The organism is Streptomyces sp. NBC_01497, from assembly GCF_036250695.1.
In the GTDB taxonomy this organism is placed as follows: domain Bacteria; phylum Actinomycetota; class Actinomycetes; order Streptomycetales; family Streptomycetaceae; genus Streptomyces.
Map to the genome: position 1 here is coordinate 6715632 of NZ_CP109427.1, position 22954 is coordinate 6738585.

A 22954-nucleotide genomic window follows, 5' to 3' on the forward strand; every position below is an offset into this window, starting at 1 on the left:
GAAATGACGCCTCCGCGCGCCGGCACCCCGCCGGCCTGGAAGCGCCACTGACGAGGAGACACGGCGCATGCCGAAGAACAAGACACACAAGGGTGCCAGCAAGCGCTTCAAGGTCACCGGCTCCGGCAAGGTGCTGCGCGAGCGGGCCGGCAAGCGCCACCTGATGGAGCACAAGTCGTCGCGCGTGACGCGTCGTCTGAGCGGCAACGCCGAAATGGCCCCCGGGGACACCAAGAAGATCAAGAAGCTTCTCGGCCTGTGAGGTCCGGTCCCCGCATGCGGGGACCGCGAGCTCTACCCAAGGGGACCCACCACTTTCGGGTCGTGTGCACGGACCACGACCCCGCTACAAGGAGTTGAGACGTGGCACGCGTCAAGCGGGCGGTCAATGCCCACAAGAAGCGCCGGGCGATTCTGGAGCAGGCCAGCGGTTACCGCGGCCAGCGCTCGCGCCTGTACCGCAAGGCGAAGGAGCAGGTCACCCACTCCCTCGTCTACAACTACAACGACCGCAAGAAGCGCAAGGGCGACTTCCGTCAGCTGTGGATCCAGCGCATCAACGCCGCTGCCCGCGCCAACGGCATGACGTACAACCGCTTCATCCAGGGTCTGAAGGCCGCCAACGTCGAGGTGGACCGCAAGATCCTCGCGGAGCTCGCCGTCAACGACGCGAACGCGTTCGCCACGCTCGTCGAGGTCGCGCACAAGGCGCTGCCGAGCGACGTCAACGCGCCGAAGGCCGCCGCCTGACACCAGGCCGAGCCGGCGTTTGAACGGCTCACCGTCATCGGACCCGCAGGCCGTGCGCCTGCGGGTCCGGTGCGTTCCGCCCCCTTCCCGCCCGACGCCCCGACCGAGAAGTGAGACGCCGCCGCCCATGGCCGCCACCCCCGAGCTGATCTCCCCGCGTTCCGCGCGCGTCACAGCCGCGCGGCGGCTCGCGAAGCGCTCCTTCCGGGGCAAGGAGCGCAAGTTCCTCGCCGAGGGGCCCCAGGCCGTACGGGAGGCCGTCGCCCACCGCGCCGACGGGCGGCCCACGCTGCTGGAGCTGTTCCTCACCGCGGAGGCCGCCGAGCGCCACGGGGACCTGGTGGCCGCCGCCCTCGCGGGCGGCGCGCTCGTCCACCACGCGTCGGAGGAGGTCGTCGCCGATCTCGCGGACACCGTCACGCCGCAGGGGCTGCTCGGCGTGTGCCGGTTCCTCGACACGCCCTTCGAGGACGTCGTCGCCGCCCGGCCGCGCCTGGTCGCCGTACTGGCGCATGTACGCGACCCCGGCAACGCGGGCACGGTCCTGCGCTGCGCGGATGCCGCGGGCGCCGACGCCGTCGTGCTGACCGACGCGTCCGTCGACCCGTACAACCCCAAGGCGGTACGGGCCTCCGCCGGGTCCCTCTTCCACCTGCCCGTATCCGTCGGCGTCCCCGTCGAACGGGCCGTCGCCGAGCTGAGGGCCGCGGGCGTGCGGGTGCTGGCCGCCGACGGCGCGGGCGACGCCGACCTGGACGGGGAACTGGACGCGGGCACCATGGGCGTCCCCACCGCCTGGGTCTTCGGCAACGAGGCCTGGGGCCTGCCCGAGGAGACGCGCGCCCTCGCGGACGCCGTCGTGCGCGTGCCGATCCACGGCCGGGCGGAGAGCCTGAACCTCGCGACCGCCGCCGCGGTCTGCCTCTACTCCTCGGCGCGGGCCCAGCGGCGCGCGTAGACCCACCGGGGGCGGGCGCGCCGTTCCCGTGCGGGAGCGCGGCGGGGGAGCGGCGGGCGTATGCGGAGCGGCCGGGCCGGCCGCCGCGTGCGTGGAGCGCACCGTTCGTGGAGCGCACCGGTCCCGTCGCCGGATCACGGCGGTTCGCCACGAGGAGGGCCCCCGACCGGCCTGCCCGCCCGGGGAGCCGCGCCCTTACGCCCTCGGACACGCTCCGTGCAAGCACCTGCCGGAACCGCTTCGGCGCACGTCGGGCCCTAGTACTCTTGCGCCCTCAGCGCCCACGCGCTCAGCCGGGAGAAGGGGCTTTACGGGGATGACTGCCGGGACGCGCGGGGTGGACCCCGACGACCTGCCCGACGGACTGGTCGTCGCCGACGAGGACGGCCGGGTGGTGCGGTTCAACGCGGCCGCCGCACGCATCACCGGGCTGCCCGCCGACACCGCGCTCGGCCGGCCGCTCGACCAGGCACTGCCGCTGGAGGACCTCAAGGGCCGCCGCTGGTGGGCCCTGACCGACCCGTACGGCGGCCTCGCCATCCGGGGCGGCCAGCCCGAGCGCAACCTGCTGCTGCCGTGCGGCGACGAGGTGCTCGTGTCCGCCCGCTACGTCCGTACGCGGCCCACCGGGCCCGTCAGCCGCGTCGTCATCTGCATCCGGGGTACCGAGGCCCGGCGCCGCACCGAACTGAGCCACGCGGAGCTGATCGCGACCGTCGCGCACGAACTGCGCTCGCCGCTGACCTCCGTCAAAGGGTTCACGGCGACCCTGCTCGCGAAGTGGGAGCGGTTCACCGACGACCAGAAGCGGCTGATGCTGGAGACCGTCGACGCGGACGCCGACCGGGTCACCCGGCTGATCGCGGAACTCCTCGACATCTCCCGGATCGACTCGGGCCGGCTGGAGGTGCGCCGCCAGCCCGTCGACATCGCGGCGGCCGTGGGGCGCCACGTCCAGGCGTACACGGCGGCCGGGCAGCCGCCGGACCGTTTCCTCGTCCGGATACAGCAGCCGCTGCCCGGTCTGTGGGCCGATCCCGACAAGATCGACCAGGTACTCGGCAACCTGCTCGAAAACGCGGTGCGCCACGGCGAGGGAACTGTCACGATCGAGGTGGCGCCCGCCGAGATCCGCTCCGGCGGTGACGGAGGCGGCGCCCCGGGCGCCCCGGGCGGGGGCGCCACCGACGGCACGAGCACCGAGAAGGGGACGGCGGTCACCGTGTGCGACGAGGGCCCCGGCATCCCCGAGGAGTCGATGAGCCGCGTCTTCACCCGTTTCTGGCGGGGCAGCAAACGCGGCGGCACCGGGCTCGGGCTCTACATCGTCAAGGGCATCGTCGAGGCCCACGGCGGGACGATCACCGTCGGAAGAGGGCCCGGCGGCGGCGCCGAGTTCCGATTTATCCTGCCCGTGGGGACGCCGGCCTTCATGGCCTGAGCGGCCCACGGGCTCCCTCACCTTCACCGGACCTTTAGACTCGACCTTTGGCGCCTTCGCGCCGTCTGCGATCGGGAGCGATCGAGCGGTCGGCAGGGTCGTTCGGGCATGGTCGTTTCGCCAGCCAATCGGAAGTACGGGAAGAGATGTCGGCACCCAACAAGTCCTACGACCCAGTCGAGGTCGAGGCACTGAAACCGCAAGAGATCGAGCGCATGCGGGACGAGGCGCTGGCCGCCTTCGCCGCCGCGGGCGACCTCGACGCGCTCACCCACGCGAAGAGCGCCCACACCTCGGGCACCTCGCCGCTCGCCCTCGCCAACCGCGAGATCGGCGCGCTCCCCCCGCAGGCCAAGGCCGAGGCGGGCAAGCGGGTCGGGCAGGCGCGCGGCGCCGTCAACAAGGCGCTCGCCGCCCGCCAGGTGGAGCTGGAGGCCGAGCGTGACGCGCGCGTCCTGGTCGAGGAGGCGGTGGACGTCACCCTCCCCTACGACCGGGTGCCCGCGGGTGCCCGCCACCCGCTGACCACCTTCATGGAGCGGGTCGCGGACGTCTTCGTCGCGATGGGTTACGAGGTCGCGGAGGGCCCCGAGGTCGAGGCCGAGTGGTTCAACTTCGACGCCCTGAACTTCCTGCCCGACCACCCCGCGCGCCAGATGCAGGACACGTTCTTCGTCCGGAGCAGCCAGGACGCCACGGGCCCGGTGGACAGCGCCGTCGAGGGCGAGTCCGGTGTGGTGCTGCGCACCCACACCTCCCCGGTCCAGGCCCGGACGCTGCTGGAGCGCAAGCCGCCCGTGTACGTGGTCTGCCCGGGCCGCGTCTACCGCACGGACGAGCTCGACGCCACGCACACCCCGGTCTTCCACCAGATCGAGCTGCTCGCCGTGGACGAGGGCCTGACCATGGCGGACCTCAAGGGCACCCTCGACCACATGGTCCAGGCGCTGTTCGGGGCGGACCTCAGGACCCGGCTGCGGCCGAACTACTTCCCGTTCACCGAGCCGTCCGCCGAGATGGACATGGTCTGCTACGTCTGCCGCGGCGCGTCCGTCGGCAACCCCGACCGGCCCTGCCGCACCTGCGGCAGCGAGGGCTGGATCGAGCTCGGCGGCTGCGGCATGGTCAACCCGCACGTGCTGACCGCCTGCGGTGTGGACCCGCGCAAGTACAGCGGGTTCGCCTTCGGCTTCGGCATCGAGCGGATGCTCATGTTCCGCCACAACATCGAAGACATGCGAGACATGGTCGAGGGTGACGTCCGGTTCACCCGGCCCTTCGGGATGGAGATCTGATGCGGGTCCCGCTTTCCTGGCTGCGGGAGTACGTCGAGCTCCCCGCCACCGAGACCGGCCGTGACGTGCAGGCGAGACTGGTGTCCGCGGGCCTTGAGGTCGAGACCGTCGAACAGCTCGGCGCGGGCCTCAAGGGACCCCTCGTCGTCGGCCAGGTCCGCACCATCGAGGAGCTGGAGGGCTTCAAGAAGCCCATCCGCTTCTGCACCGTCGACGTCGGGACCGCCAACGGCACCGGCGAGCTCCAGGAGATCGTCTGCGGCGCCCGCAACTTCGCGGTGGGCGACAAGGTCGTCGTGGTGCTCCCCGGCGCCGTGCTGCCCGGCGGCTTCGAGATCGCCGCGCGCACGACGTACGGCAAGGTCTCCCACGGCATGATCTGCTCCTCCGACGAGCTCGGCATGGGCGACGACAGCACGCACGGCGTCATCGTGCTGCCGCCGGAGTACGAGGCCGGCACCGACGCGATCGCGCTGCTCGAACTCGTCGACGAGGTCCTCGACATCGCCGTCACGCCCGACCGCGGTTACTGCCTGTCGATGCGCGGCATCGCGCGCGAGATGGCCATCTCCTACGGGCTCGCGCTGCGCGACCCCGCGCTGATCGACGTACCCGCGCCCAACTCGTACGGCTACCCGGCCAAGGTCGCCGACCCGATCGGCTGCGATCGGCTCACCCTGCGCACGGTCACCGGGCTGCAGCCCGAGGCGCGCTCGCCGATCTGGCTCCAGCGCCGGCTGCAGAAGGCCGGCATGCGGTCGATCTCGCTGGCCGTGGACGTGACCAACTACGTGATGCTGGAGCTCGGGCAGCCCCTGCACGCGTACGACCGCACCCGGCTCGAAGGCCCCGTCGGGGTGCGTCGCGCCGAGCCGGGCGAGAAGCTCACCACCCTCGACGACGTGGAGCGCGTCCTCGACGCGCAGGACCTCGTCATCACCGACGACCGGGGGCCCATCGGCCTCGCCGGCGTCATGGGCGGCGCGCACACCGAGATCGCCGACACCGTCACCGACGCGGGGACCGGCGAGAGCACCGGCACCACCGAGGTCGTCATCGAGGCCGCGCACTTCGACCCGATCTCCATCGCCCGCACCGCCCGGCGCCACCGGCTGCCCTCCGAGGCGTCCCGGCGCTTCGAGCGCGGCGTCGACCCGCTGGCGGGCCCGGCCGCGGCCCAGCGCACCGTCGACCTGCTGGTGCTGCTCGCGGGCGGCTCGGCGGAGGCCGGTGTCACGGAGATCATCGCGCCGTCGGCGCCGCACTCCATCGCCATGCCGGCCGACCACTGCGACCGCGTCGCGGGCGTCGCGTACGGCCGGGAGACGGTCGTGCGGCGGCTCCAGCAGATCGGCTGCGACGTGTACGGCCAGGACGAGCTGATCGTCACCGTGCCGTCCTGGCGCCCCGACCTGCGCGAACCCAACGACCTCGCCGAAGAGGTCATCCGGCTGGAGGGCTACGAGAACCTGCCCTCCACACTGCCCACACCGCCCTCGGGCCGCGGCCTGACCGAGCGGCAGCGGCTGCACCGCCGGGTGGGCCGCGCGCTGGCCGGCGCCGGATACGTCGAGGTGCTCAACTACCCGTTCCTCGGGCAGGCCGTCCTCGACCAGCTGGGCATCCCCGCGGGCGACGCCCGCCGCCGTACGGTCACCCTCGTCAACCCGCTGTCCGACGAGGAGCCGTCGCTGCGCACCACGCTGCTGCCGGGCCTCCTGGGCGCGCTGCGCCGCAACCACGGGCGCGGCTCGCACGACCTGGCGCTGTTCGAGACGGGCCTGGTGTTCCTGCCCACCGGTGAGGAGCACGTACCGCCTCGGCTGCCCGTCGACCACCGGCCGACCGAGGAGCAGATCGCCTCGCTCGACGCGGCACTGCCGCACCAGCCGCGCCGCGCGGCGGTCGTCCTCGCGGGCGCCCGCGAGCAGGCCGGCTGGTGGGGCGAGGGCCGTCCCTCCTCCTGGGCCGACGCGGTCGAGGCGGCACGCGGTGTCGCCGGTGAGGCGGGGGTCGAACTCGTCGTGCGGGCCGGCCAGTACGAGCCGTGGCACCCGGGCCGGTGCGCGGCGCTGTTCGCGACCGTCGACGGCACCGAGACCCTGGTCGGCCACGCGGGCGAGCTGCACCCGCGCGCCGTCAAGGCGCTCGGCCTGCCCGAGCGCACCTGCGCGGCCGAGGTCGACCTCGACCTGATCGAGCGGGCCGGTGAGGGGGGCCTCACGGCGCCTCGCATCTCGACGTTCCCCGTCGCCACCCAGGACGTCGCGCTCGTCGTCGCCGCGGGTGTGCCCGCGGCGGACGTGGAGCTGGCGCTGCGTGAGGGTGCGGGCGGACTGCTCGAATCCGTGCGGCTGTTCGACGTCTTCGAAGGCGATCAGGTCGGCGCCGGCCACAAGTCGCTCGCGTACGCGCTGCGTTTTCGCGCGGGTGACCGCACGCTGACGGTCGAGGAGGCGACGGCGGCGCGCGACGCGGCCGTGGCGCTCGCCGCCGAGCGCACGGGAGCGGTGCTGCGAGGCGCGTGACCCGTGGCCCGGACAACGGGCCGAACCCGCCCGAGGGGCGCATCCGGAGCGATCCGGCTGCGCCCCTCGGGCGTTCGCGCGCGCGGAGCCCGGTGGAAGGGGTGCTGGGCCGGCCGACGTCGTCCGCCCCGCCGAGGAGTGTCGGGCAGGACGGCAGGGCGAACGACGCGGGATCGGGCCGCCCACTGTTGAGGGGGGAGCCGGCGGCCCGGCCGCCTCTTGCGAGGGGACACCAGTCAACCGCGGCGCTCGCCGGCCGGGCAGAGCGCACACCTTTCGATTGGGGACTTTCCGTTCACACCCCGTGCGCGCGGCTGTTCACTAGGCTGAACGGGCCGAGCCACCGGAGGGGATATGCAGCCCAACACTCTGCTGGACGCGCTGCTGGAGGAGGCGGGGATCTCCCACGCGGGCTTCGCCGTGCGGGTCAACCACGCGGGCCGGGCCAGGGGCGTCACCCTGCGGTACGACCACACGGCCGTCTCCCGCTGGCTGCGCGGCCAGCGGCCGCGCGGCCAGGTGCCCGACCTGATGTGCGGCATCCTCACCGACCGGCTGCGACGCCAGGTGACCCTCGACGACATCGGCTTCGGCGCCGGGGGCGGCCAGAGCGCGACGGGCACCACGACGTCGCTCGCCGGGTTCGTGGAGCGGGCCACCGCGCTGTGGCGCGGCGACGAGCAGCGCAAGCCGGCCGCCGTGGACGCGCCGGCCGTGACGGGGACACCGGCCGTGATGCCCGTATGGGAGTGGGAGAACCCACCGGACGACGCGGATGTGTCCCGGGAGGGGCCGGCGCGGGTGCTGCCCGCGGACATCGAGACGCTGCGCTCCGCGAGGGCACACTACGAACTGATGTACCGCAAGGCGGGCGGCGTCGCCACGCACGCCCGGATCGTCCGCTTCCTCAACGCGCAGACCGCGCCGCTGCTGCGCGGGAGTTACGGGGACACGCTCGGCCGGGGGCTGCACCGGGCGACCGGCGGACTCGTGGCCGTCGCCGGCATCTGCGCCTACGACTCGAACGCGCAGGGCCTCGCCCAGCGCTACTTCCATCAGGCGCTTCGGCTCGCGAAGGCGAGCGGCGACCGCGCGCTGGGCGGGTACGTGATCGCGCTGCTCGTCAACCAGTCGCTGTACCTGGGCGAGTCACGGCAGGCGGTCGCCTTCGCGGAGGCGGCGCTGCGCACGGCCGGCGCCACTATCAGCCCGGCGCTCGCCACGGACCTGTACGCGATGCAGGCCAAGGCGTACGCGCAACTCGGCGACAGCGTGAGCGCGCGGGACCGGATCCGCTGCGCGGAACGCGCCGCCGAGCGCATCAGACCCGGTCAGGAGCCCGACGAGACCGGCTATGTGCAGCCGGGTCTGCTCAACGTCCAGGTCGCGGAGGCCCTGTTGCGTCTCGGGGACCTGCCCGGCGCGCGGATGCACGCGGCGGCGGCCGTGAGTTCCCCGGCGCACGACCGGGGCCGCGTGCACCGGCTCGCGATCCTCAGCACGGTCGAACTGAGCCAGGGTGAGCCCGACCGGGCGGCGCGCACCGCGGCCGAGATGGCGGAGCGGGCGCGGGGGATGGAGTCGCAGCGGCTGCGGGACCGGCTGCGGGCGGTGCGCGACGACCTCGCCGCGAGTGGTTCGATGGACGCGGCGGTCGCGGCGGGCCTGATCGACGGCGCGCTCCGCGTGCCCCTCTAGATGCGCCTGTGACAGGGGTCGTCCCAGCGGGATAGTGCCACCGGATCGAACGAAGGGTGGCAGCAACGTGCAGTGGACGAAGCTGAGCGAAAAGAATGTGTACGGAAATCGCTGGTTCCAGGTCAATCTCGCCGATGTCGAACTGCCGGACGGCCGGCGGCTCGACCACTTCCTGATCCGCCAGCGCCCGGTCTCGGTGGCGACGGCCGTCAACGCCGACGACGAGGTGCTGATGATCTGGCGGCACCGCTTCATCACCGACAGCTGGGGCTGGGAACTGCCCGCGGGCGTCGTCGAGGACGGCGAGAGCCCGGAGGCGGCGGCCGCCCGGGAGATGGAGGAGGAGACCGGCTGGCGGCCCGGCCCGCTGCGGCACCTGCTCACGGTCGAACCCTCCAACGGCCTCTCGGACGCGCGGCACCACCTCTACTGGTCGCGTGAGGCGACCTGGATCGGCCATCCCGAGGACGACTTCGAATCGACGCGCCGGTCCTGGGTGCCGCTCGCGCGGGTGCCCGCGCTGATCGCGGAGGGGCGGGTCCCGGCGGCCAACATGGCGGCGGGCCTGCTGATGCTGCACCACTTACGGCGGGGGTGAGGCCCGGTCACGGCGGGGAGGGGACCCGGTGCGGGCGCGGCGAGGGCGCGGTGCGGGCGGGGCGAGGCCGCGGTTCCGGCGGGCCGGCCACGGGTTCTGCCGGGTGTGTGAGGGGCGTGCGCGTCATCCATAAGTCTCCCTTGGAGACAGTGAAAGGGACTTGACTGGTCGATCATCGGTTGATGTGCTCGGCATCGCACATCCGGCCCCTGGGCGGGACCGACTCCGAGGGCGAGGACGCACCATGCCGACCGCGCAGCCAGACCAGCGGGCCACCGGCCGCGAAGAACCTCCCGGAGCCGGCCGCCTCGGGAGGTTCTTCACCGTCGTGGACCGGATCGGCCGCCGGATACCGCACCCGTTCCTCCTCTTCCTGTACCTGCTGATCGCGCTCGCCGTCGCCTCCGCGATCCTCGCCTCCCTGCACGCCACGGCGCAGGTGCCCGGCACCGGCAAGGCCGAACCGGTGCGCAGCGTCCTGTCGGTGGCGGGCCTGACGAACCTGCTGGACACGCTCGTCCCCAACTTCATCGGGTTCCCGCCGCTCGGGGTCGTCCTCGCGGTGCTGCTGGGCGTGGGCGTCGCGGAGCGCGCCGGATTCCTGACCACGGTGGTCTCGGTGGTCCTGACGAAGGTGCCGCGCGGCGTCATGCCGTACGCCGTCACGTACATCGCCGCGCAGGGGCATGTGATGGGCGACGCGTCGATGGTGATCCTGCCGCCGCTCGCCGCGCTCGCCTTTCGCGCCGTGGGGCGCCATCCCATCGCGGGCATGATCGGCTGCTTCGCGTCCACCTCCGTCGGCTACGCGTCGGGTGTGCTGATCGGCGCGCTCGACGCGAACCTGTCCACGATCACCGCGTCCGTGGTACCGCACGGTCTCGACGTCAGCACGTCGGTCGTCATGAACTACTTCTTCCAGGCGGCGGCCGGCCTGGTGCTTCCGCTGCTGACCGGGTTCATCCTGGCCCGCTGGGTCGAACCCACGCTCCCGGAACTCCCCGGGGCCGAGGCCGCTGTTCCGGCGGCGCGAACGGCCGGCGCGCGTGGCCCTGCCGGGGCGGCGGGCACAGCCGGAGGTTCGGTCACCGGACACGCGCCCGGCCTCGCGCACGCGGCGGCCACCGGAGGCCCGTCGGACCCGGTGCCCGCCGCGACGCCCGAGGAGCGGCGCGGACTCGGCGTGGCCGTCATCGCGCTGGCCGTGTTCCTGGCGCTCACCTTCTGCTGCTGGCTGATCCCCGGCGGGCCGCTCCAGGGCCCTGGCGGAGCGCTGGTCAAGTCACCGTTCTTCGACGGCGTCGTGCCGCTCGTCATGCTCTCGTTCCTGGTCTGCGGCATCGCGTACGGCATCCCCGCCGGGACGATCCGGCGGCCGGCCGACGTACCGAGGATGATGGGCGAGGCCCTCCAGTCCATGCTCGGCTACATCGTCATCGCCTTCACGGCCGGACAGTTCATCGCGATGTTCGACTGGAGCCACCTCGGCGACTACCTCGCGGTGCGGGGCGCGGACGGCCTGCGCTCGGCCCATGTGACGGGATTCTGGGCGCTGTTGCTGATGATGGTGTTCAGCGGCCTGCTCTCGCTCGTCATCTTCTCGGGCGCCTCGCTGTGGACGGTGCTCGCGCCGGTCCTCGTACCGATCTTCGTGGGGCTCGGCTTCCATCCCGGCGTCGCGCAGGCCGCGTACCGGGTGGGGGACTCGGTGACGCATCCCGTCTCGCCGCTCAACCCCTACGTGTACATGCTGGAACTCTCGGCCCGGAAGTACGACCCGGGCTTCACGCTGGGCAGCCTCTTCGCGCGGCTCAGCCTGTTCGTCGTCCCGGTCGCCGTGCTGTGGGCGGGCATCTTCGCGGTGTTCTACTTCGCGGGCATCCCGTTCGGACCCGGCACACCGACCCGCCTGTAGGCACCCCCTCCCGGCCACCGACCCGCTGCGAAAGGCACGACCATGCACGACGACCACGACGCGAAGGCCCCGCGACCGCTCACGAGCACGGCCGTGCGCTGGCGGCGCGACCTGCACCGCCACCCCGAGGTCGGCTTCACGGAGTTCCGCACGGCGAGCCGCGTCGCGGGCGCGCTCGCCGACCTCGGCTGGGAGATACGCACGGGCACCGACGCCCTCTCGCCCGGCGACCGGCTCGGCGTACCGGCGGACGCGGAAGTGGACGCCGCCTACCGGCGGGCCGCCGCCTCGGGCGGCGACCAGCGGTTCCTGCCGGCCATGGAGGGCGGGAACACCGCCGTCGTCGCGACCTGGCGGGCGGCCGCGCCCGGCCCCGCGCTCGGGCTGCGCGCCGACCTGGACGCCCTGCCCATCAGGGAGTCGGCAGACGAGGGACACCGCCCCGCGCGCGAGGGGTTCAGGTCCGTGTACGAGGGCGTGATGCACGCGTGCGGCCACGACGGGCACATCGCCATGGCCGTCGAACTCGCCGAGCGGCTGGCGGCCGACCCCCCGCCGGCGGGCTCCGTGACGCTGCTCCTGCAGCCCGCCGAGGAAGGCGGCCGGGGGGCGCGCGCCATGGTGCCCGCGGGCGTCGCCGACGACATCGACGTGCTGATCGCGCCGCACCTCGGCCTCAACCTGCCCACCGGCACCATCGCGTCATCCCTCGACGGGCTGCTCGCCAACTCCAAACTGCGCGCCGTCTTCCACGGCGTGGCCTCGCACGCCTCGCTCGCCCCGCACGAGGGCCGCAGCGCCCTGCTCGGCGCCGCGGCCGCCACCCTCGCCGTGCACGGCATGCCCCGCTTCCCGGGCCACGAGACACGCGTGGCGGTCGGCCGGATCAGCGGCGGCACCTCAAGCAACATCGTGCCGGACCGCGCCGAGATGCTCCTGGAGACGCGGGCAGACGAGGGCGCCGTCAACGAGGACCTTCAGGCCCGGGTCCGCACGGCACTGCGCGGAGCCGCCGAGACGTACGGGCTGGCGGTGGACATCGAGCTGATCGGCGGCGTCACCACGGCCCGCGCCGACCGCCCCGCCGTCGCCCTGGTCGAGGCGGCCGCGGCGGCCGAGGGGCTGCGCGTGGTGCGGGCCCGCGCGGAGGACGGCGTGGCGAGCGACGACGCGACCGCGTTCATGCGCCGCGTCCAGGAACGCGGCGGCGTCGCCTCGTACATCGGCATCGGCTCGACCCTCGCCGCCCCACACCACACCCCGTCCTTCGACCTCGACGAGGCGGCGCTGCCGCTCGGTGTCGCCCTGCTGGAATCCCTGGTACGGCGGACGCTGGCAGGGGAGTAGAACCGGGGCCGGGCTTTCGTACGAGGCGTCGGACTCCACAGCTCACTGTTCGCCGCCACGCGGCGGAGCGGACGACCGGGCGATCGGCTCCGCAGCGTCCGGAGCGCGATGTCACGCGGGCGGTGGCGGGTCCGCGGTCGTGCTCAGGCCGCCCAGGAGCATGTCGAGGCCGGTGATGAACTGGTCGCGGTCGTCGTGGTCGCGCAGGTCCTTGGCCGCGCGCACCAGGAAGGGGTGGTCGGCGGGGTCGAGTTCTGACCAGCGCTCGGCGGTGTGCAGGAGAAAGGCGTCGCGGCTGGTGGCCGCGTCGAGGTCGGTGTGCGGGGCGACGATCTGGGCGCTGACGCCGGTGACGTAGTAGGAGATCGCGGTGGAGACCGCGAAATGCCGTTCGGGGGGCACCCGGGTCCCCACGACCAGCGTGCCGATGCGGTCGAGCAGGCGCAGCGCGTTCTCCAGCGTCGCCGGCGCGTTGACGTGGGACGCGGCCCACGGGTGCCGGACAAGGGCGTCGAAGACGGCGACGGCGAGCGCGCGCAGTCCGGGGACCGCGCCGTCCTGAGGGCGCGGGTCCGCGGCGAGAGCGTCGCCGAGCACCTGATCGGCGGCAAGTGCGACGAGTTCGTCCTTGTTCGACACGTACCAGTACAGCGCGCCGGGGCCGGTGTTCAGCGCCTTGGCCAGCAGCCGGAAGGTGAGTCCCCGCTCGCCGTGCTCGTCCAGCAGTTCGACGGCCGCGCCGACGATCATCTCTCGCGACAGCGCGCCGGCGCGCCCCCCGGTGGGCGCTCTTCCTCGGGTCCGTGGCATGGCCTCATTTTGACACGTCCGTCTGGTCCGGTGTTCCATATCGAATATGGAACGCCGGACCAGTCGGCTCGGGCCGACGCCGGAGCCGCGCCCGCAGGGAATGAGGAAGCCCGTGACCACCCTTCACCGCCCCATCGCCATCGTCGGCGCGGGACTCGGGGGCCTGACCCTGGCCCGGGTCCTCCACGTCCACGGCATCCGGGCAACGGTCTACGAGGCCGACGCCTACGACGGGTCCCGCACCCAAGGCGGCCAGCTCGACATCCACGAGGGCGACGGGCAGCGGGCCCTCGCCGACGCCGGCCTGCTCGACGCGTTCCACGCGATCATCCACGAAGGCGCCGAGGCGTCGCGCCTGCTCGACCAGCACGGCACGCTGCTCTTCGACGCCCCCGACGACGGCACCGCGCAGCGTCCCGAAGTGCTCCGCGGAGACCTGCGCCGGATCCTGCTCGACTCCCTGCCCGAGCGGACGGTCCAGTGGGGACACAAGGTCACCGGTGTCCACTCCCTCGGCGACGGCCGGCACCAACTGACCTTCGCCGACGGCTCGGCCGTGACCTGCGGTCTTCTCGTCGGCGCCGACGGAGCCTGGTCGAAGGTCCGCCCGGTGCTCTCCGACGCCGTGCCCGCGTACACCGGCACCACGGTCATCGACACCTACCTGTACGACGCCGACGAGCGGCGCCCGGAGACGGCCGCGGCGGTCGGCGCCGGCGCGATGTACGCGCTGACACCGGGCAAGGCGCTCATCGCGCACCGCGAGGCGGGGAACGTCCTGCACACCTACGTCGAGCTGAACCGCTCCGCCGGGTGGATGGCCGCCATCGACTTCACCGACGCCGCCGCCGCGACCGCCCGGATCGCGGCCGAGTTCGAGGGGTGGGCCCCGGAGCTCACCGCGCTGATCACCGACGGCGAGAGCGCTCCGGTCGCCCGCATGCTCCACACGCTCCCGGAAGGGCACCGATGGGAGCGTGTGCCCGGAGTGACGCTCCTCGGCGACGCCGCTCACCTGATGCCGCCTTCGGGTGACGGCGCGAACCTGGCGATGTTCGACGGCGCCGAACTCGGTAAGGCCCTCGCCGCGCACCCCGACGACTTCGAGGCGGCCCTCACCGCCTACGAGGCGGCGCTGTTCCCGCGTACCGAACCCCTCTACGCCGAGGCGCGCGAGATGCTGGACCTCTGTCTCGGCGAGGGCGCACCCCACGGATTCATCGGCCTCTTCACCGGTGGCCCCCAGGGTCAGGACGCGGCACCCGCGCAGTCCTGACCCGCACCGCCGACGGGCCCCGTGCCCTCGGCGGGCCGCGCGCACCGGGTGGCGACCCCGGCCGGGCCGTGGGAGCCCGGCCGCAGCGCCGGGCCGCGAGGACCCCTCGGCGTCGGGACGTTCAGGAGTACGGGTAGAAGCCGTGGTTCGTCTTGCGGCCGAGACGGCCCGCGTCGACCATGCGCTGGAGCAGCGGGGGAGCGGCGTACAGCGGCTCCTTGAACTCGGTGTACATCGAGTCCGCCACCGAGGCGACCGTGTCCAGACCGATGAGGTCGGCGAGCTTCAGCGGGCCCATCGGGTGGGCGCAGCCGAGTTCCATGCCGTTGTCGATGTCCTCGCGGCTCGCGATGCCGGACTCGAACATGCGGATCGCGGCGAGCAGGTACGGGATCAGCAGGGCGTTCACCACGAAGCCCGAGCGGTCCTGGGCGCGGATCGCGTGCTTGCCCAGTATGTCGGTCACCACCCCCTCCGCGCGCTTGAGGGTCTCGTCGGACGTGGTCAGCGCGGGGATCAGCTCGACCAGCCGCTGCACCGGGGCCGGGTTGAAGAAGTGGATGCCGATGACCTGGTCGGGACGCGAGGTGGCGACGGCGAGCCGTACGAGCGGGATGGACGACGTGTTCGACGCGAGGATCGCGTCCTTGCGCGTCACCACCTGGTCAAGTACGCGGAAGATCTCCGTCTTGACCTGCTCGTTCTCGACGACGGCCTCGATCACGAGGTCACGGTCGGCGAACTCGCCGAGGTCGGTCGTGTACGTGAGGCGGTCGAGCGCCTCGTCCCGCTGCACCTCGGTGATCTTGCCGCGCCCGGCGGCCTTCGTCAGGGACGAGACGATACGGGTCCGACCGATCTCCAGCGCCTCGCCGGTGGTCTCGGCGACCATCACCTGCAGGCCGCTGCGCGCGGCCACCTCGGCGATGCCCGCGCCCATCTGGCCGCAGCCCACCACTCCGACGCGGGTGATATCGGTACTGGTGTCGGTCACGTCGACCCCTCACTGATCGGTGTTTTCCGCCGGTCCCCGGGGTGATGCCGAGGGACTTCACGCCAAGACGTTACTCTGCGCTCCGGCGTGCGGCGGCTCAGGGAGGGGCGCGTGTACCCGCGTACGCGCCGGTCGTCAGGTGCGGGCCCGCTGAGTGACAGTGATGCAGACCAGCACCACCGCCGCGCACAGCACCGCCACGGCGCTCAGCCGCTCTCCCAGCAGCAGGACCGACCAGACAAGGGTCAGCAGCGGTTGCGCCAATTGGAGCTGGCTGGCCCGGGCGACTCCGATCGCGGCCATACCCCGGTACCAGACGTAGAGCCCGCAGAAGGTCGAGCCGGCCGCCACCCACACCAGGCCCACCACGCCGTGAGCGGTAAGGCGCACCGGTTCGTACGCGAGTGCCACAGCGCCCCCCGCCACCGCGAGCGGCGCACACGCGACCAGCGCCCATCCAACGACCTGCCAGCCGGGCATCTCGCGGGCGAGCCGGCCGCCCTCCGCGTAGCCCGCCGCGCATACCAGCAGCGCGCCGAACAGGTACAGGTCGGCCGTCGAGAGGGCGCCGCCGCTCTGCTCCACCGCGAACGCGATCACCACGGCCGCTCCCGCCAGCGCCCCGTACCAGAACGTCCGGGACGGGGAGCGGTGCCCGCGCACCGCCCCGTACACGGCCGTGGTCAACGGAAGCAGGCCCACCACCACGGCCGCGTGCGACGTGCTGGACGTGCCGAGCGCCAGCGTCGTCAGCAGCGGGAACCCGATGACGGTGCCGCCCGCGACGGCGGCGAGCGGTCCCCAGTGCCGCCGCGCCGGTACGGGCACCCGGCGCGAGAGGAGGAACGCCAGCGCGATCAGCGCCGCGAGGACCGTCCGCAGGGCGACGAACGCCCAGGGGCCGAAGCTCTGAAGGCCCCAGGCCGTGGAGGGGAACGTGAGGGAGAAGGCCGCCACACCGGCGGCGGCGAGGAGGGTGCCGCCGCGGACCGATATCGGCGAGAGGGCGGTAGCGCTATTCTCTACTGTCATGTACGAGCGTAGCAGTGAGACCGGCGGTGACCGCAGCAGCGTGGAACAACTGGCTGATGTGGTGAGGTCGACTCTCGACCGCTATCCGGCAGGGGGAAAGCTGCCGTCGAGCCGGGAACTCGTGGACCGGTACCGCGTCTCCCCCGTCACGGTCTCCCGCGCCCTGGCGCGGCTCGTCGCCGAGGGGCTCGTCACCACCCGGCCGGGCGCCGGCGCCTTCCGGGCCGCCGCACGCCCCCCGCTCACCCGCCCCGCCGACACGTCCTGGCAGGAGGTCTCCCTCAGCGCGGACGCCGCGGCGGACGGCGCCCCGCGCTCGGTGGACGCCTCGGGGGTGCTGGCCACACTCGCCGCGCCCCCGCCGGGCGTCATCGAGTTCAACAGCGGATACCTGCACCCCTCGCTCCAGCCAGAGCACGCGATGGCGGCGGCGCTCGCGCGCGCCGGCCGCAGACCCGGAGCCTGGGGCAGGCCGCCGATGGACGGGCTGCCGGAGTTGCGGGAATGGTTCGCCCGGGGCATCGGCGACACCTGGACGGCCGCCGACATCCTCGTCACCGCGGGCGGCCAGGCCGCTCTGACGACCGCGCTGCGCGCCCTGGCGCCGCCCGGCGCGCCGGTGCTCGTGGAATCACCCACGTACCCCGGCCTGCTGGCCGTCGCCCGGGCCGCGGGGCTGCGGCCGGTCCCGGTGCCGGTCGACGCGGACGGGATGCGGACCGATCTGCTGGCCGACGCGTTCCGCGCCAGCGGCGCCCGGGTGGTGGTCTGCCAGCCACTGTTCCAGAACCCGACCGGCGCGGTGCTGACGGCCGGCCGGCGCGCGGAGGCGGTCCGTGTCGCGCGCGAGTACGGGGCGTTCGTCGTCGAGGACGACTTCGCCCGCCGCCTCGCCCACCAGGACGCGGGCCCGCTCCCGCGCCCCCTCGCCGCGGACGATCCCGACGGCGTCGTCGTGCACGTCAGCTCCCTGACGAAGGCCACCTCGCCGAGCCTGCGGGTGGGGGTGCTCGCCGCGCGCGGCCCCGCGCTCGAACGGCTCCGTGCCATCCACGTGGTCGACACGTTCTTCGTACCGCGGCCCCTCCAGGAGGCGGCCCTCGAACTCGTCGGCTCCGCCGCCTGGCACCGCCACCTGGTGAGTGTCGCCGGGGAACTGCGGCGGCGCCGTGAAGCGCTCACGGCCGCCCTGCGCAGCGAACTGCCCGACCTCGCCCTCCCGCACATCCCGTCCGGCGGCTACCACCTCTGGCCGGCGCTGCCGGACGGCGTGGACGACGGGACCCTGACCGCGGCGGCGCTGCGCGCCGGGGTCGCCATCGCTCCGGGCCGCCCCTATTTCGGTACGGAACCCCCGGCGCCGCACGTCCGGCTCAGCTTCGCCGGGGTGGCCGGCACCGCGGAGATCGCGGAGGGCGTCCACCGGCTGCGCGCCGCGTACGACGAGGCCCGCGGGCAGCGATAGCCGCGCGCGGCGCAGGTGGAGGTGCGCGGGCGGGTGGCCCGCTCCCGCCCGGCCGGAACGCCGGGAACCCGCCCGGCCGGCGTACGAGCGCCGTACCGGGATCGCCGGGCTCGGCGGCCCGGGGCGCCGTCACACGGCCCGGCGGGGGCCCGGTACCGGAGCGGCCGGGCGCGACGAACGGCCCGGCCGGGACCGGTCAGACCCGGTCGTCCGGGAACGGCCCCTCGTCGAAGGGGTCTTCGGGGAAGTCGTCAGCCGGGAACGGGTCGTCCGGCAGCGACTCCTCGGGGAACGGGTCCTTGGGACCGGCGCCGCCCTGCGGGGGCGGGGTCCGGGGCGGCCCGGTCGTCCGGGACCCGGCAGGAGCGCCGCCCTCCGCGCCGCCGCCCTGCCCGCCGAGCGTGTCGAGGATCGACTGACCGTACTTGGCCAGCTTGTTCTCGCCCACGCCGTTGATGCCGCTGAGCCCACCCAGGGTCGACGGCATCGACAGCGCGATCTCCCGCAGGGTCGCGTCGTGGAAGATCACGTACGCGGGGACGCCCTGCTCCTTCGCCGTGGCCCCCCGCCACGCGCGCAGCGCCTCGAACACGGGCACCGTCGCGGCCGGGAGGTCCACCGCCGCCGGGCGGGCCCGCCCGCCGGCACCGCTGCCGGAACCGGCGGAGCGAGGGGCCTTCGCCACCCGCTCCGGCTCCTTGCGCAGTGTCACCTTCCGCTGCCCGCCGAGCACTTCGCCGCTGCCGTCGGTCAGGACCAGCGTGCTGTACTCACCCTCGACTGCGAGCAGGCCCTGCGACAGCAGCTGTCGCGCGACGCCGCGCCACTGCGCCTCCGCGAGGTCGGCGCCGATGCCGAAGACGCTCAGTCCGTCGTGGTCGAACTGGATGACCTTCGCCGTCTTCTTGCCGAGCAGGATGTCGATGGTCTGGCCCACCCCGAACTTCTGGTTGCGCTCGCGCTTGAGCCGTACGACGGTCGACAGCAGCTTCTGCGCCGGCACTGTGCCGTCCCAGGACTGCGGCGGGGACAGGCACGTGTCGCAGTTGCCGCAGGGGCCGCTCTTCTGCCCGAAGTAGTCCAGCAGCCGCACCCGGCGGCACTCCACCGTCTCGCACAGGGCCAGCATCGCGTCGACGTGCTCCCCGAGCATCCGCCGGTGTGCGGCGTCGCCCTCCGAGGTGTCGATCATCTTCCGCTGCTGGACGACGTCCTGGTAGCCGTACGCGAGCCAGGCCGTCGACGGCCGCCCGTCGCGGCCCGCGCGCCCCGTCTCCTGGTAGTACCCCTCCACCGACTTCGGCAGGTCGAGGTGGGCGACGAACCGCACGTCCGGCTTGTCGATACCCATACCGAACGCGATCGTCGCGACCATCACCAGCCCGTCCTCACGCAGGAACCGGGCCTGGTTGTCCCGGCGGACCCGCGCGTCCAGGCCCGCGTGGTACGGCAGCGCGTCGACGCCGTTCTTCACGAGGAACTCGGCGGTCTTGTCCACGGAGGCCCGCGAGAGGCAGTAGACGATGCCGGAGTCACCCGGGTGCTCGGCGCGCAGCAGTTGCAGGAGCTGGCGGCGGGGCTCGTCCTTCGGGGCGATCCGGTACTGGATGTTCGGCCGGTCGAAGCTCGCCACGAAATGACGGGCGTCCTCAAGCCCCAGCCGCGAGGCGATCTCCGCGTGCGTGGCCTCCGTGGCCGTCGCCGTGAGCGCGATGCGCGGGACGTCCGGCCACCGCTCGTGGAGCGCGGACAGGGCGAGGTAGTCCGGCCGGAAGTCGTGGCCCCACTGCGCCACGCAGTGCGCCTCGTCGATCGCGAACAGCGAGATCGTGCCCCGCTCCAGCAGCCGTACGGTCGACTCGACCCGCAGCCGCTCCGGTGCGAGGTACAGCAGGTCCAGCTCGCCGGCGAGGAACTCGGCCTCCACCAGCCGGCGTTCGTCCAGATCCTGGGTGGAGTTGAGGAACCCGGCCCGCACACCGAGCGCCCGCAGGGCGTCCACCTGGTCCTGCATGAGCGCGATCAGGGGGGACACCACGACACCGACACCCGGGCGCACGAGTGCGGGGATCTGGTAGCAGAGGGACTTCCCGCCGCCCGTCGGCATGAGCACCAGCGCGTCACCGCCGCCGGCCACATGGTCGATGATCTCCTGCTGGCTGCCGCGGAAGGCGTCGTACCCGAACACCCGGTGCAGCACGGCGAGCGCGTCGCCGCCACGCGCCACCTCCGCGGCCGGCATCGCGGGCGCCGCGGCGGGGCCGTCCTGGAGGGAGGCCTGGTCCGGGGCCGTGCCGGTGCGGGGGGTGTCGAAGTCTGGAGCGCTCACGGCCCCGAGTCTAGGGGCGCGGTACGACAGCCGTGCCCGGCGACCGGAACACGGACCGCCACCGTGACCCGGCGCACCGTGACCCGGCGCACCGGGTCACGGGAAGCACGCGCCGCGAGCGCCGCGGACTCCGGGGCCGGGGCCGGGCGAGGACTGCGGCTGGGCGGGGGCCGCGGCTGGGCAGGGGGCGGCCGGGCAGGGGGCGGCCGGGCAGGGGGCGGCCGGGCCCCGTCCCGGCGGAGCGCCATACCCTTGAGGTATCAGGCCGGGGCAGGCCGCTCAGGGAGAGTGGATGGACATCGATCTCAGGAAGCTGCGGTACTTCGTCGCCGTCGCGCAGGAGCTGCACTTCCGCCGGGCCGCCGAGCGCCTGCACATCGCGCAGCCCGTGCTGTCCCGGCAGATCCGGGCCCTGGAGAGCGACCTGGGGGCGGAGCTGCTGCGCCGGGACAGGCGCTCCACCGAGCTGACGGAGGCGGGACGCCGGCTGCTGGAGGACGCTCCGGCGCTGCTCGCGTCCGCGCAGGCAGTGCGGCGCAGGGTGGCCGACGCGACGCGCGCGGTCCCGAGGTTCGGGGTCGCGTTCATGCCCGGGATCACCGTCACCTCGGCCGTGCGCGCCCTGACCGCGCGCCATCCGGACCTCACGGTCGACGTCATGCGGACGTACTGGGGCGAGCAGGCGCAGGTGGTGCTGGACGGCCGGGTCGACGTCTGCTTCGTGCGCGTACCGGTGGACCGGCGCGGACTGCGCCTGCACCCGCTGTTCGAGGAGCCTCGGGTGGCGGTGCTGCCGGCCGGTCACCGGCTCGCGGGCAAGCCGTCGGTCGGTATCGCGGACCTGGCCGGGGAGTACCTGCTGCAGGACCCGGACGCGGTGCCCGAATGGCGCGATCTGCCGGGGCGCGGTGACGTGCCGTCCCGCAGCCGGCCGCGGGCGGCCACGGTGGAGGAGAAGCTCGAATACGTGGCGGCGCGCGAGGGCCTGGTGATCCTGCCGTTGTCGGCCGCGGCGTTCTACACGCGCGAGGACATCGTCCACGTGCCGGTCCACGACATCCCGCCGGGTCAGGTGCAGCTGGCCTGGAGCGCGGACCGCGGCACCCCGCTGATCGCGGAGTTCACGGCGCTCGCGAGCGCCTGCTACGAGGGCTGAGGCGGGGGCCCCTCCGCCTCCCGCCGTCACACGAAGCGTGAACTCGGCACCGGTCCTGACGAGTCGAGTCGCTCCCGGTCGCCCCGCAGCCAGCAGTCGCGTACCGCGGTGACGAACCGGGCGAAGTGCTCGGCCGGGTCGTCGGGCCCTTCGCCGTCCCCGCTGTCCGGCGCGGGGTCGGCGGCGCTGATGCCGGCCGCGACGGCGCCGGCGGGCCGGTCGTCGGGGGGTGTCCGCCGTACGCCGCCGCCGGCTCCGTGCCGCAGGCGCCCGTCCCAGGGCGGCACCACCGACTGGTGCAGCAGGCCCACGCTGTCGGCGGTGACGGCCGGGGCGTCGGACCAGCTGCTCGCGTGCTCGTGGAGCACCTGGCCCGGGACGCGCCGGAACAGCCGGCGGCGCAGTTCGGGCCCACCGCGTCGCGCCGTGAGCCTGTTCAGGTCGTACGCCACGACGACGGTGTCCTGCCGGCCGGGTTCGAAGGGCCGCGCGGGCAGACCGAGCACGTCGGCGGCGGCGAGGCCGAGGACCTGGCTGCCGCGGTCGGGCAGCAGCGACACCGAGCGCGGCGCCACCCCCGCGCTCTCCAGCAGCGCCCCGAGCCGCAGCAGCCCCCGGAGGCACTGGCCGTAGGTGTCCTGGAGCCAGGCGTAGCGGCCGTTCATGCCCGCCTCGAAGCCGAAGGGGGACAGGGTGCCGAGGACCGTGCCGCCCAGGACGAACTGCCAGCCGCGCAGGTCGGTCGCGTCCAGCGCACTGGTGCGCGCGACGCTCGCGGCCCGCGCCAGCATGCGGCGCTGCCGCTCCCGCGCCGGCGCCCAGCGCGGGTCCACCGGGTCGGGCAGCACCTCGGCCCGGTCCCGGGCCGGCGCGAGGTCGCCGGCCATGAGGGCGTTGACGACGAGGAGGTGGCCGTCGGGCCACTCCTGGAACCGGTCCTCGTAGCGCATCAGCAGGTCGGTGGCTTCCCGGTGCCGCCCCTGCCGCTCGTACGCCGCCACCAGTTCCCTGACGACCGCGAGGAGGTCCGGGTTCAGCCGGAGCGCCTCGCGCAGGGCGGGCACCGACATCCAGGGCGGACCGCGTTCGGCGCAGGCGTACCCGAAGCGGTGGAGCGCGAGTCCGCTGCGGGGCGCCCCGGCGAGTGTCCCGGCGGCGGAGCCGAGGTCGTCGAAACCGGCGGCCTCGGCGGCCCGGCGCACGACGAGCGCCATCTCCGCCAGGGGCAGCGTCTCCGCGCCCGCCCGCAGCCGCCGCAGCGCTCCGGGTACGTCCCCGGCGTCCAAGAGCTCCCAGCACTCCAGGAGTTCGGGCGTATTCGGTCGGCGTCTTTTGGACGAGAACATGCCGGGGATTCTCTAC

Annotated in this window: 18 protein-coding genes; 13 read left to right on the forward strand and 5 right to left on the reverse strand. The window is 73.7% G+C overall.

What is annotated here, in order from left to right; all coding sequences use genetic code 11:
- Positions 1 to 67: 67 nt before the first annotated feature.
- The 10 genes from rpmI to OG310_RS28445 all read left to right on the forward strand — a co-directional run bounded on the left by rpmI (position 68) and on the right by OG310_RS28445 (position 12530).
- A complete protein-coding gene (gene rpmI / locus OG310_RS28400) occupies positions 68 to 262 on the forward strand; it encodes a 50S ribosomal protein L35 (protein ID WP_235798238.1) in 195 nt (64 codons plus the stop codon).
- 101 nt (positions 263 to 363) lie between these two features.
- A complete protein-coding gene (gene rplT, locus OG310_RS28405) occupies positions 364 to 750 on the forward strand; it encodes a 50S ribosomal protein L20 (RefSeq protein ID WP_329458697.1) in 387 nt (128 codons plus the stop codon).
- A 127-nt stretch (positions 751 to 877) separates the two neighbouring features.
- Positions 878 to 1708, forward strand: a complete 831-nt coding sequence (locus OG310_RS28410) for a TrmH family RNA methyltransferase (RefSeq protein ID WP_329458698.1) — start codon at positions 878 to 880, stop codon at positions 1706 to 1708.
- A gap of 316 nt (positions 1709 to 2024) precedes the next feature.
- Positions 2025 to 3149, forward strand: coding sequence for a sensor histidine kinase (locus OG310_RS28415; protein ID WP_329458699.1), 1125 nt, complete (start codon positions 2025 to 2027; stop codon positions 3147 to 3149).
- 146 nt (positions 3150 to 3295) lie between these two features.
- A complete protein-coding gene (pheS, locus tag OG310_RS28420; RefSeq protein WP_329458700.1) occupies positions 3296 to 4444 on the forward strand; it encodes a phenylalanine--tRNA ligase subunit alpha in 1149 nt (382 codons plus the stop codon).
- On the forward strand, positions 4444 to 6972 hold the full coding sequence (gene pheT / locus OG310_RS28425) for a phenylalanine--tRNA ligase subunit beta (protein ID WP_329458701.1): 2529 nt from the start codon (positions 4444 to 4446) through the stop codon (positions 6970 to 6972). Before pheS ends, pheT begins: the two co-directional genes overlap by 1 nt.
- Positions 6973 to 7326: 354 nt before the next feature.
- Entirely contained in the window at positions 7327 to 8670 is a 1344-nt protein-coding gene (locus tag OG310_RS28430; protein WP_329458702.1) for a transcriptional regulator, read from the forward strand.
- A 67-nt stretch (positions 8671 to 8737) separates the two neighbouring features.
- Positions 8738 to 9268, forward strand: coding sequence for an NUDIX hydrolase (locus OG310_RS28435; protein ID WP_329458703.1), 531 nt, complete (start codon positions 8738 to 8740; stop codon positions 9266 to 9268).
- A 244-nt stretch (positions 9269 to 9512) separates the two neighbouring features.
- Positions 9513 to 11183, forward strand: a complete 1671-nt coding sequence (locus OG310_RS28440) for an AbgT family transporter (protein WP_329458704.1) — start codon at positions 9513 to 9515, stop codon at positions 11181 to 11183.
- Between the two features lie 42 nt (positions 11184 to 11225).
- Complete coding sequence (locus tag OG310_RS28445) at positions 11226 to 12530, forward strand: amidohydrolase (RefSeq protein WP_329458705.1); 1305 nt, start codon at positions 11226 to 11228, stop codon at positions 12528 to 12530.
- Positions 12531 to 12641: 111 nt separating this feature from the next.
- Here the strand turns inward: OG310_RS28445 and OG310_RS28450 are convergent, their stop codons facing one another.
- Positions 12642 to 13340, reverse strand: a complete 699-nt coding sequence (locus OG310_RS28450) for a TetR/AcrR family transcriptional regulator (protein ID WP_329458706.1) — start codon at positions 13338 to 13340, stop codon at positions 12642 to 12644.
- 100 nt (positions 13341 to 13440) lie between these two features.
- Between OG310_RS28450 and OG310_RS28455 the strand changes: the two genes are divergently transcribed.
- Positions 13441 to 14616: an FAD-dependent oxidoreductase gene (locus OG310_RS28455; RefSeq protein ID WP_443078748.1), complete on the forward strand. Its 1176-nt coding sequence runs from the start codon at positions 13441 to 13443 to the stop codon at positions 14614 to 14616.
- A gap of 121 nt (positions 14617 to 14737) precedes the next feature.
- Here OG310_RS28455 and OG310_RS28460 read toward each other — a convergent pair whose 3' ends face one another.
- Positions 14738 to 15610: a 3-hydroxybutyryl-CoA dehydrogenase gene (locus OG310_RS28460; RefSeq protein ID WP_329458708.1), complete on the reverse strand. Its 873-nt coding sequence runs from the start codon at positions 15608 to 15610 to the stop codon at positions 14738 to 14740.
- Positions 15611 to 15745: 135 nt separating this feature from the next.
- A complete protein-coding gene (locus tag OG310_RS28465; protein ID WP_329458709.1) occupies positions 15746 to 16642 on the reverse strand; it encodes a DMT family transporter in 897 nt (298 codons plus the stop codon).
- On the opposite strand from OG310_RS28465, the gene OG310_RS28470 reads away from it, so the two are divergent.
- On the forward strand, positions 16641 to 18107 hold the full coding sequence (locus tag OG310_RS28470; RefSeq protein WP_329458710.1) for an aminotransferase-like domain-containing protein: 1467 nt from the start codon (positions 16641 to 16643) through the stop codon (positions 18105 to 18107). The two genes, OG310_RS28465 and OG310_RS28470, sit on opposite strands and share 2 nt — an antisense overlap.
- 196 nt (positions 18108 to 18303) lie before the next feature.
- On the opposite strand, the gene recQ is transcribed toward OG310_RS28470, so the two are convergent.
- Positions 18304 to 20349: a DNA helicase RecQ gene (gene recQ / locus OG310_RS28475; protein WP_329460436.1), complete on the reverse strand. Its 2046-nt coding sequence runs from the start codon at positions 20347 to 20349 to the stop codon at positions 18304 to 18306.
- A 379-nt stretch (positions 20350 to 20728) separates the two neighbouring features.
- Here recQ and OG310_RS28480 point away from each other — a divergent pair, with 379 nt between their 5' ends.
- Positions 20729 to 21592, forward strand: coding sequence for a LysR family transcriptional regulator (locus tag OG310_RS28480; protein WP_329458711.1), 864 nt, complete (start codon positions 20729 to 20731; stop codon positions 21590 to 21592).
- Between the two features lie 26 nt (positions 21593 to 21618).
- Here the strand turns inward: OG310_RS28480 and OG310_RS28485 are convergent, their stop codons facing one another.
- Positions 21619 to 22938 carry a tetratricopeptide repeat protein gene (locus OG310_RS28485; protein ID WP_329458712.1) on the reverse strand — a complete coding sequence of 440 codons (1320 nt, stop codon included), beginning with the start codon at positions 22936 to 22938 and terminating at the stop codon, positions 21619 to 21621.
- Positions 22939 to 22954 lie beyond the last annotated feature (16 nt).

What these genes read in the sequence shown, in the direction of transcription:
- rpmI (WP_235798238.1), top strand. Translation starts at nt 68, where the DNA reads ATGCCGAAGAACAAGACACACAAGGGTGCCAGCAAGCGCTTCAAGGTC.
- OG310_RS28410 (WP_329458698.1), top strand. Translation starts at nt 878, where the DNA reads ATGGCCGCCACCCCCGAGCTGATCTCCCCGCGTTCCGCGCGCGTCACA.
- OG310_RS28415 (WP_329458699.1), top strand. Translation starts at nt 2,025, where the DNA reads ATGACTGCCGGGACGCGCGGGGTGGACCCCGACGACCTGCCCGACGGA.
- pheS (WP_329458700.1), top strand. Translation starts at nt 3,296, where the DNA reads ATGTCGGCACCCAACAAGTCCTACGACCCAGTCGAGGTCGAGGCACTG.
- pheT (WP_329458701.1), top strand. Translation starts at nt 4,444, where the DNA reads ATGCGGGTCCCGCTTTCCTGGCTGCGGGAGTACGTCGAGCTCCCCGCC.
- OG310_RS28430 (WP_329458702.1), top strand. Translation starts at nt 7,327, where the DNA reads ATGCAGCCCAACACTCTGCTGGACGCGCTGCTGGAGGAGGCGGGGATC.
- OG310_RS28440 (WP_329458704.1), top strand. Translation starts at nt 9,513, where the DNA reads ATGCCGACCGCGCAGCCAGACCAGCGGGCCACCGGCCGCGAAGAACCT.
- OG310_RS28445 (WP_329458705.1), top strand. Translation starts at nt 11,226, where the DNA reads ATGCACGACGACCACGACGCGAAGGCCCCGCGACCGCTCACGAGCACG.
- OG310_RS28450 (WP_329458706.1), bottom strand. Translation starts at nt 13,340, where the DNA reads ATGCCACGGACCCGAGGAAGAGCGCCCACCGGGGGGCGCGCCGGCGCG.
- OG310_RS28455 (WP_443078748.1), top strand. Translation starts at nt 13,441, where the DNA reads ATGAGGAAGCCCGTGACCACCCTTCACCGCCCCATCGCCATCGTCGGC.
- OG310_RS28470 (WP_329458710.1), top strand. Translation starts at nt 16,641, where the DNA reads ATGTACGAGCGTAGCAGTGAGACCGGCGGTGACCGCAGCAGCGTGGAA.
- OG310_RS28465 (WP_329458709.1), bottom strand. Translation starts at nt 16,642, where the DNA reads ATGACAGTAGAGAATAGCGCTACCGCCCTCTCGCCGATATCGGTCCGC.
- recQ (WP_329460436.1), bottom strand. Translation starts at nt 20,349, where the DNA reads ATGCCGGCCGCGGAGGTGGCGCGTGGCGGCGACGCGCTCGCCGTGCTG.
- OG310_RS28480 (WP_329458711.1), top strand. Translation starts at nt 20,729, where the DNA reads ATGGACATCGATCTCAGGAAGCTGCGGTACTTCGTCGCCGTCGCGCAG.
- OG310_RS28485 (WP_329458712.1), bottom strand. Translation starts at nt 22,938, where the DNA reads ATGTTCTCGTCCAAAAGACGCCGACCGAATACGCCCGAACTCCTGGAG.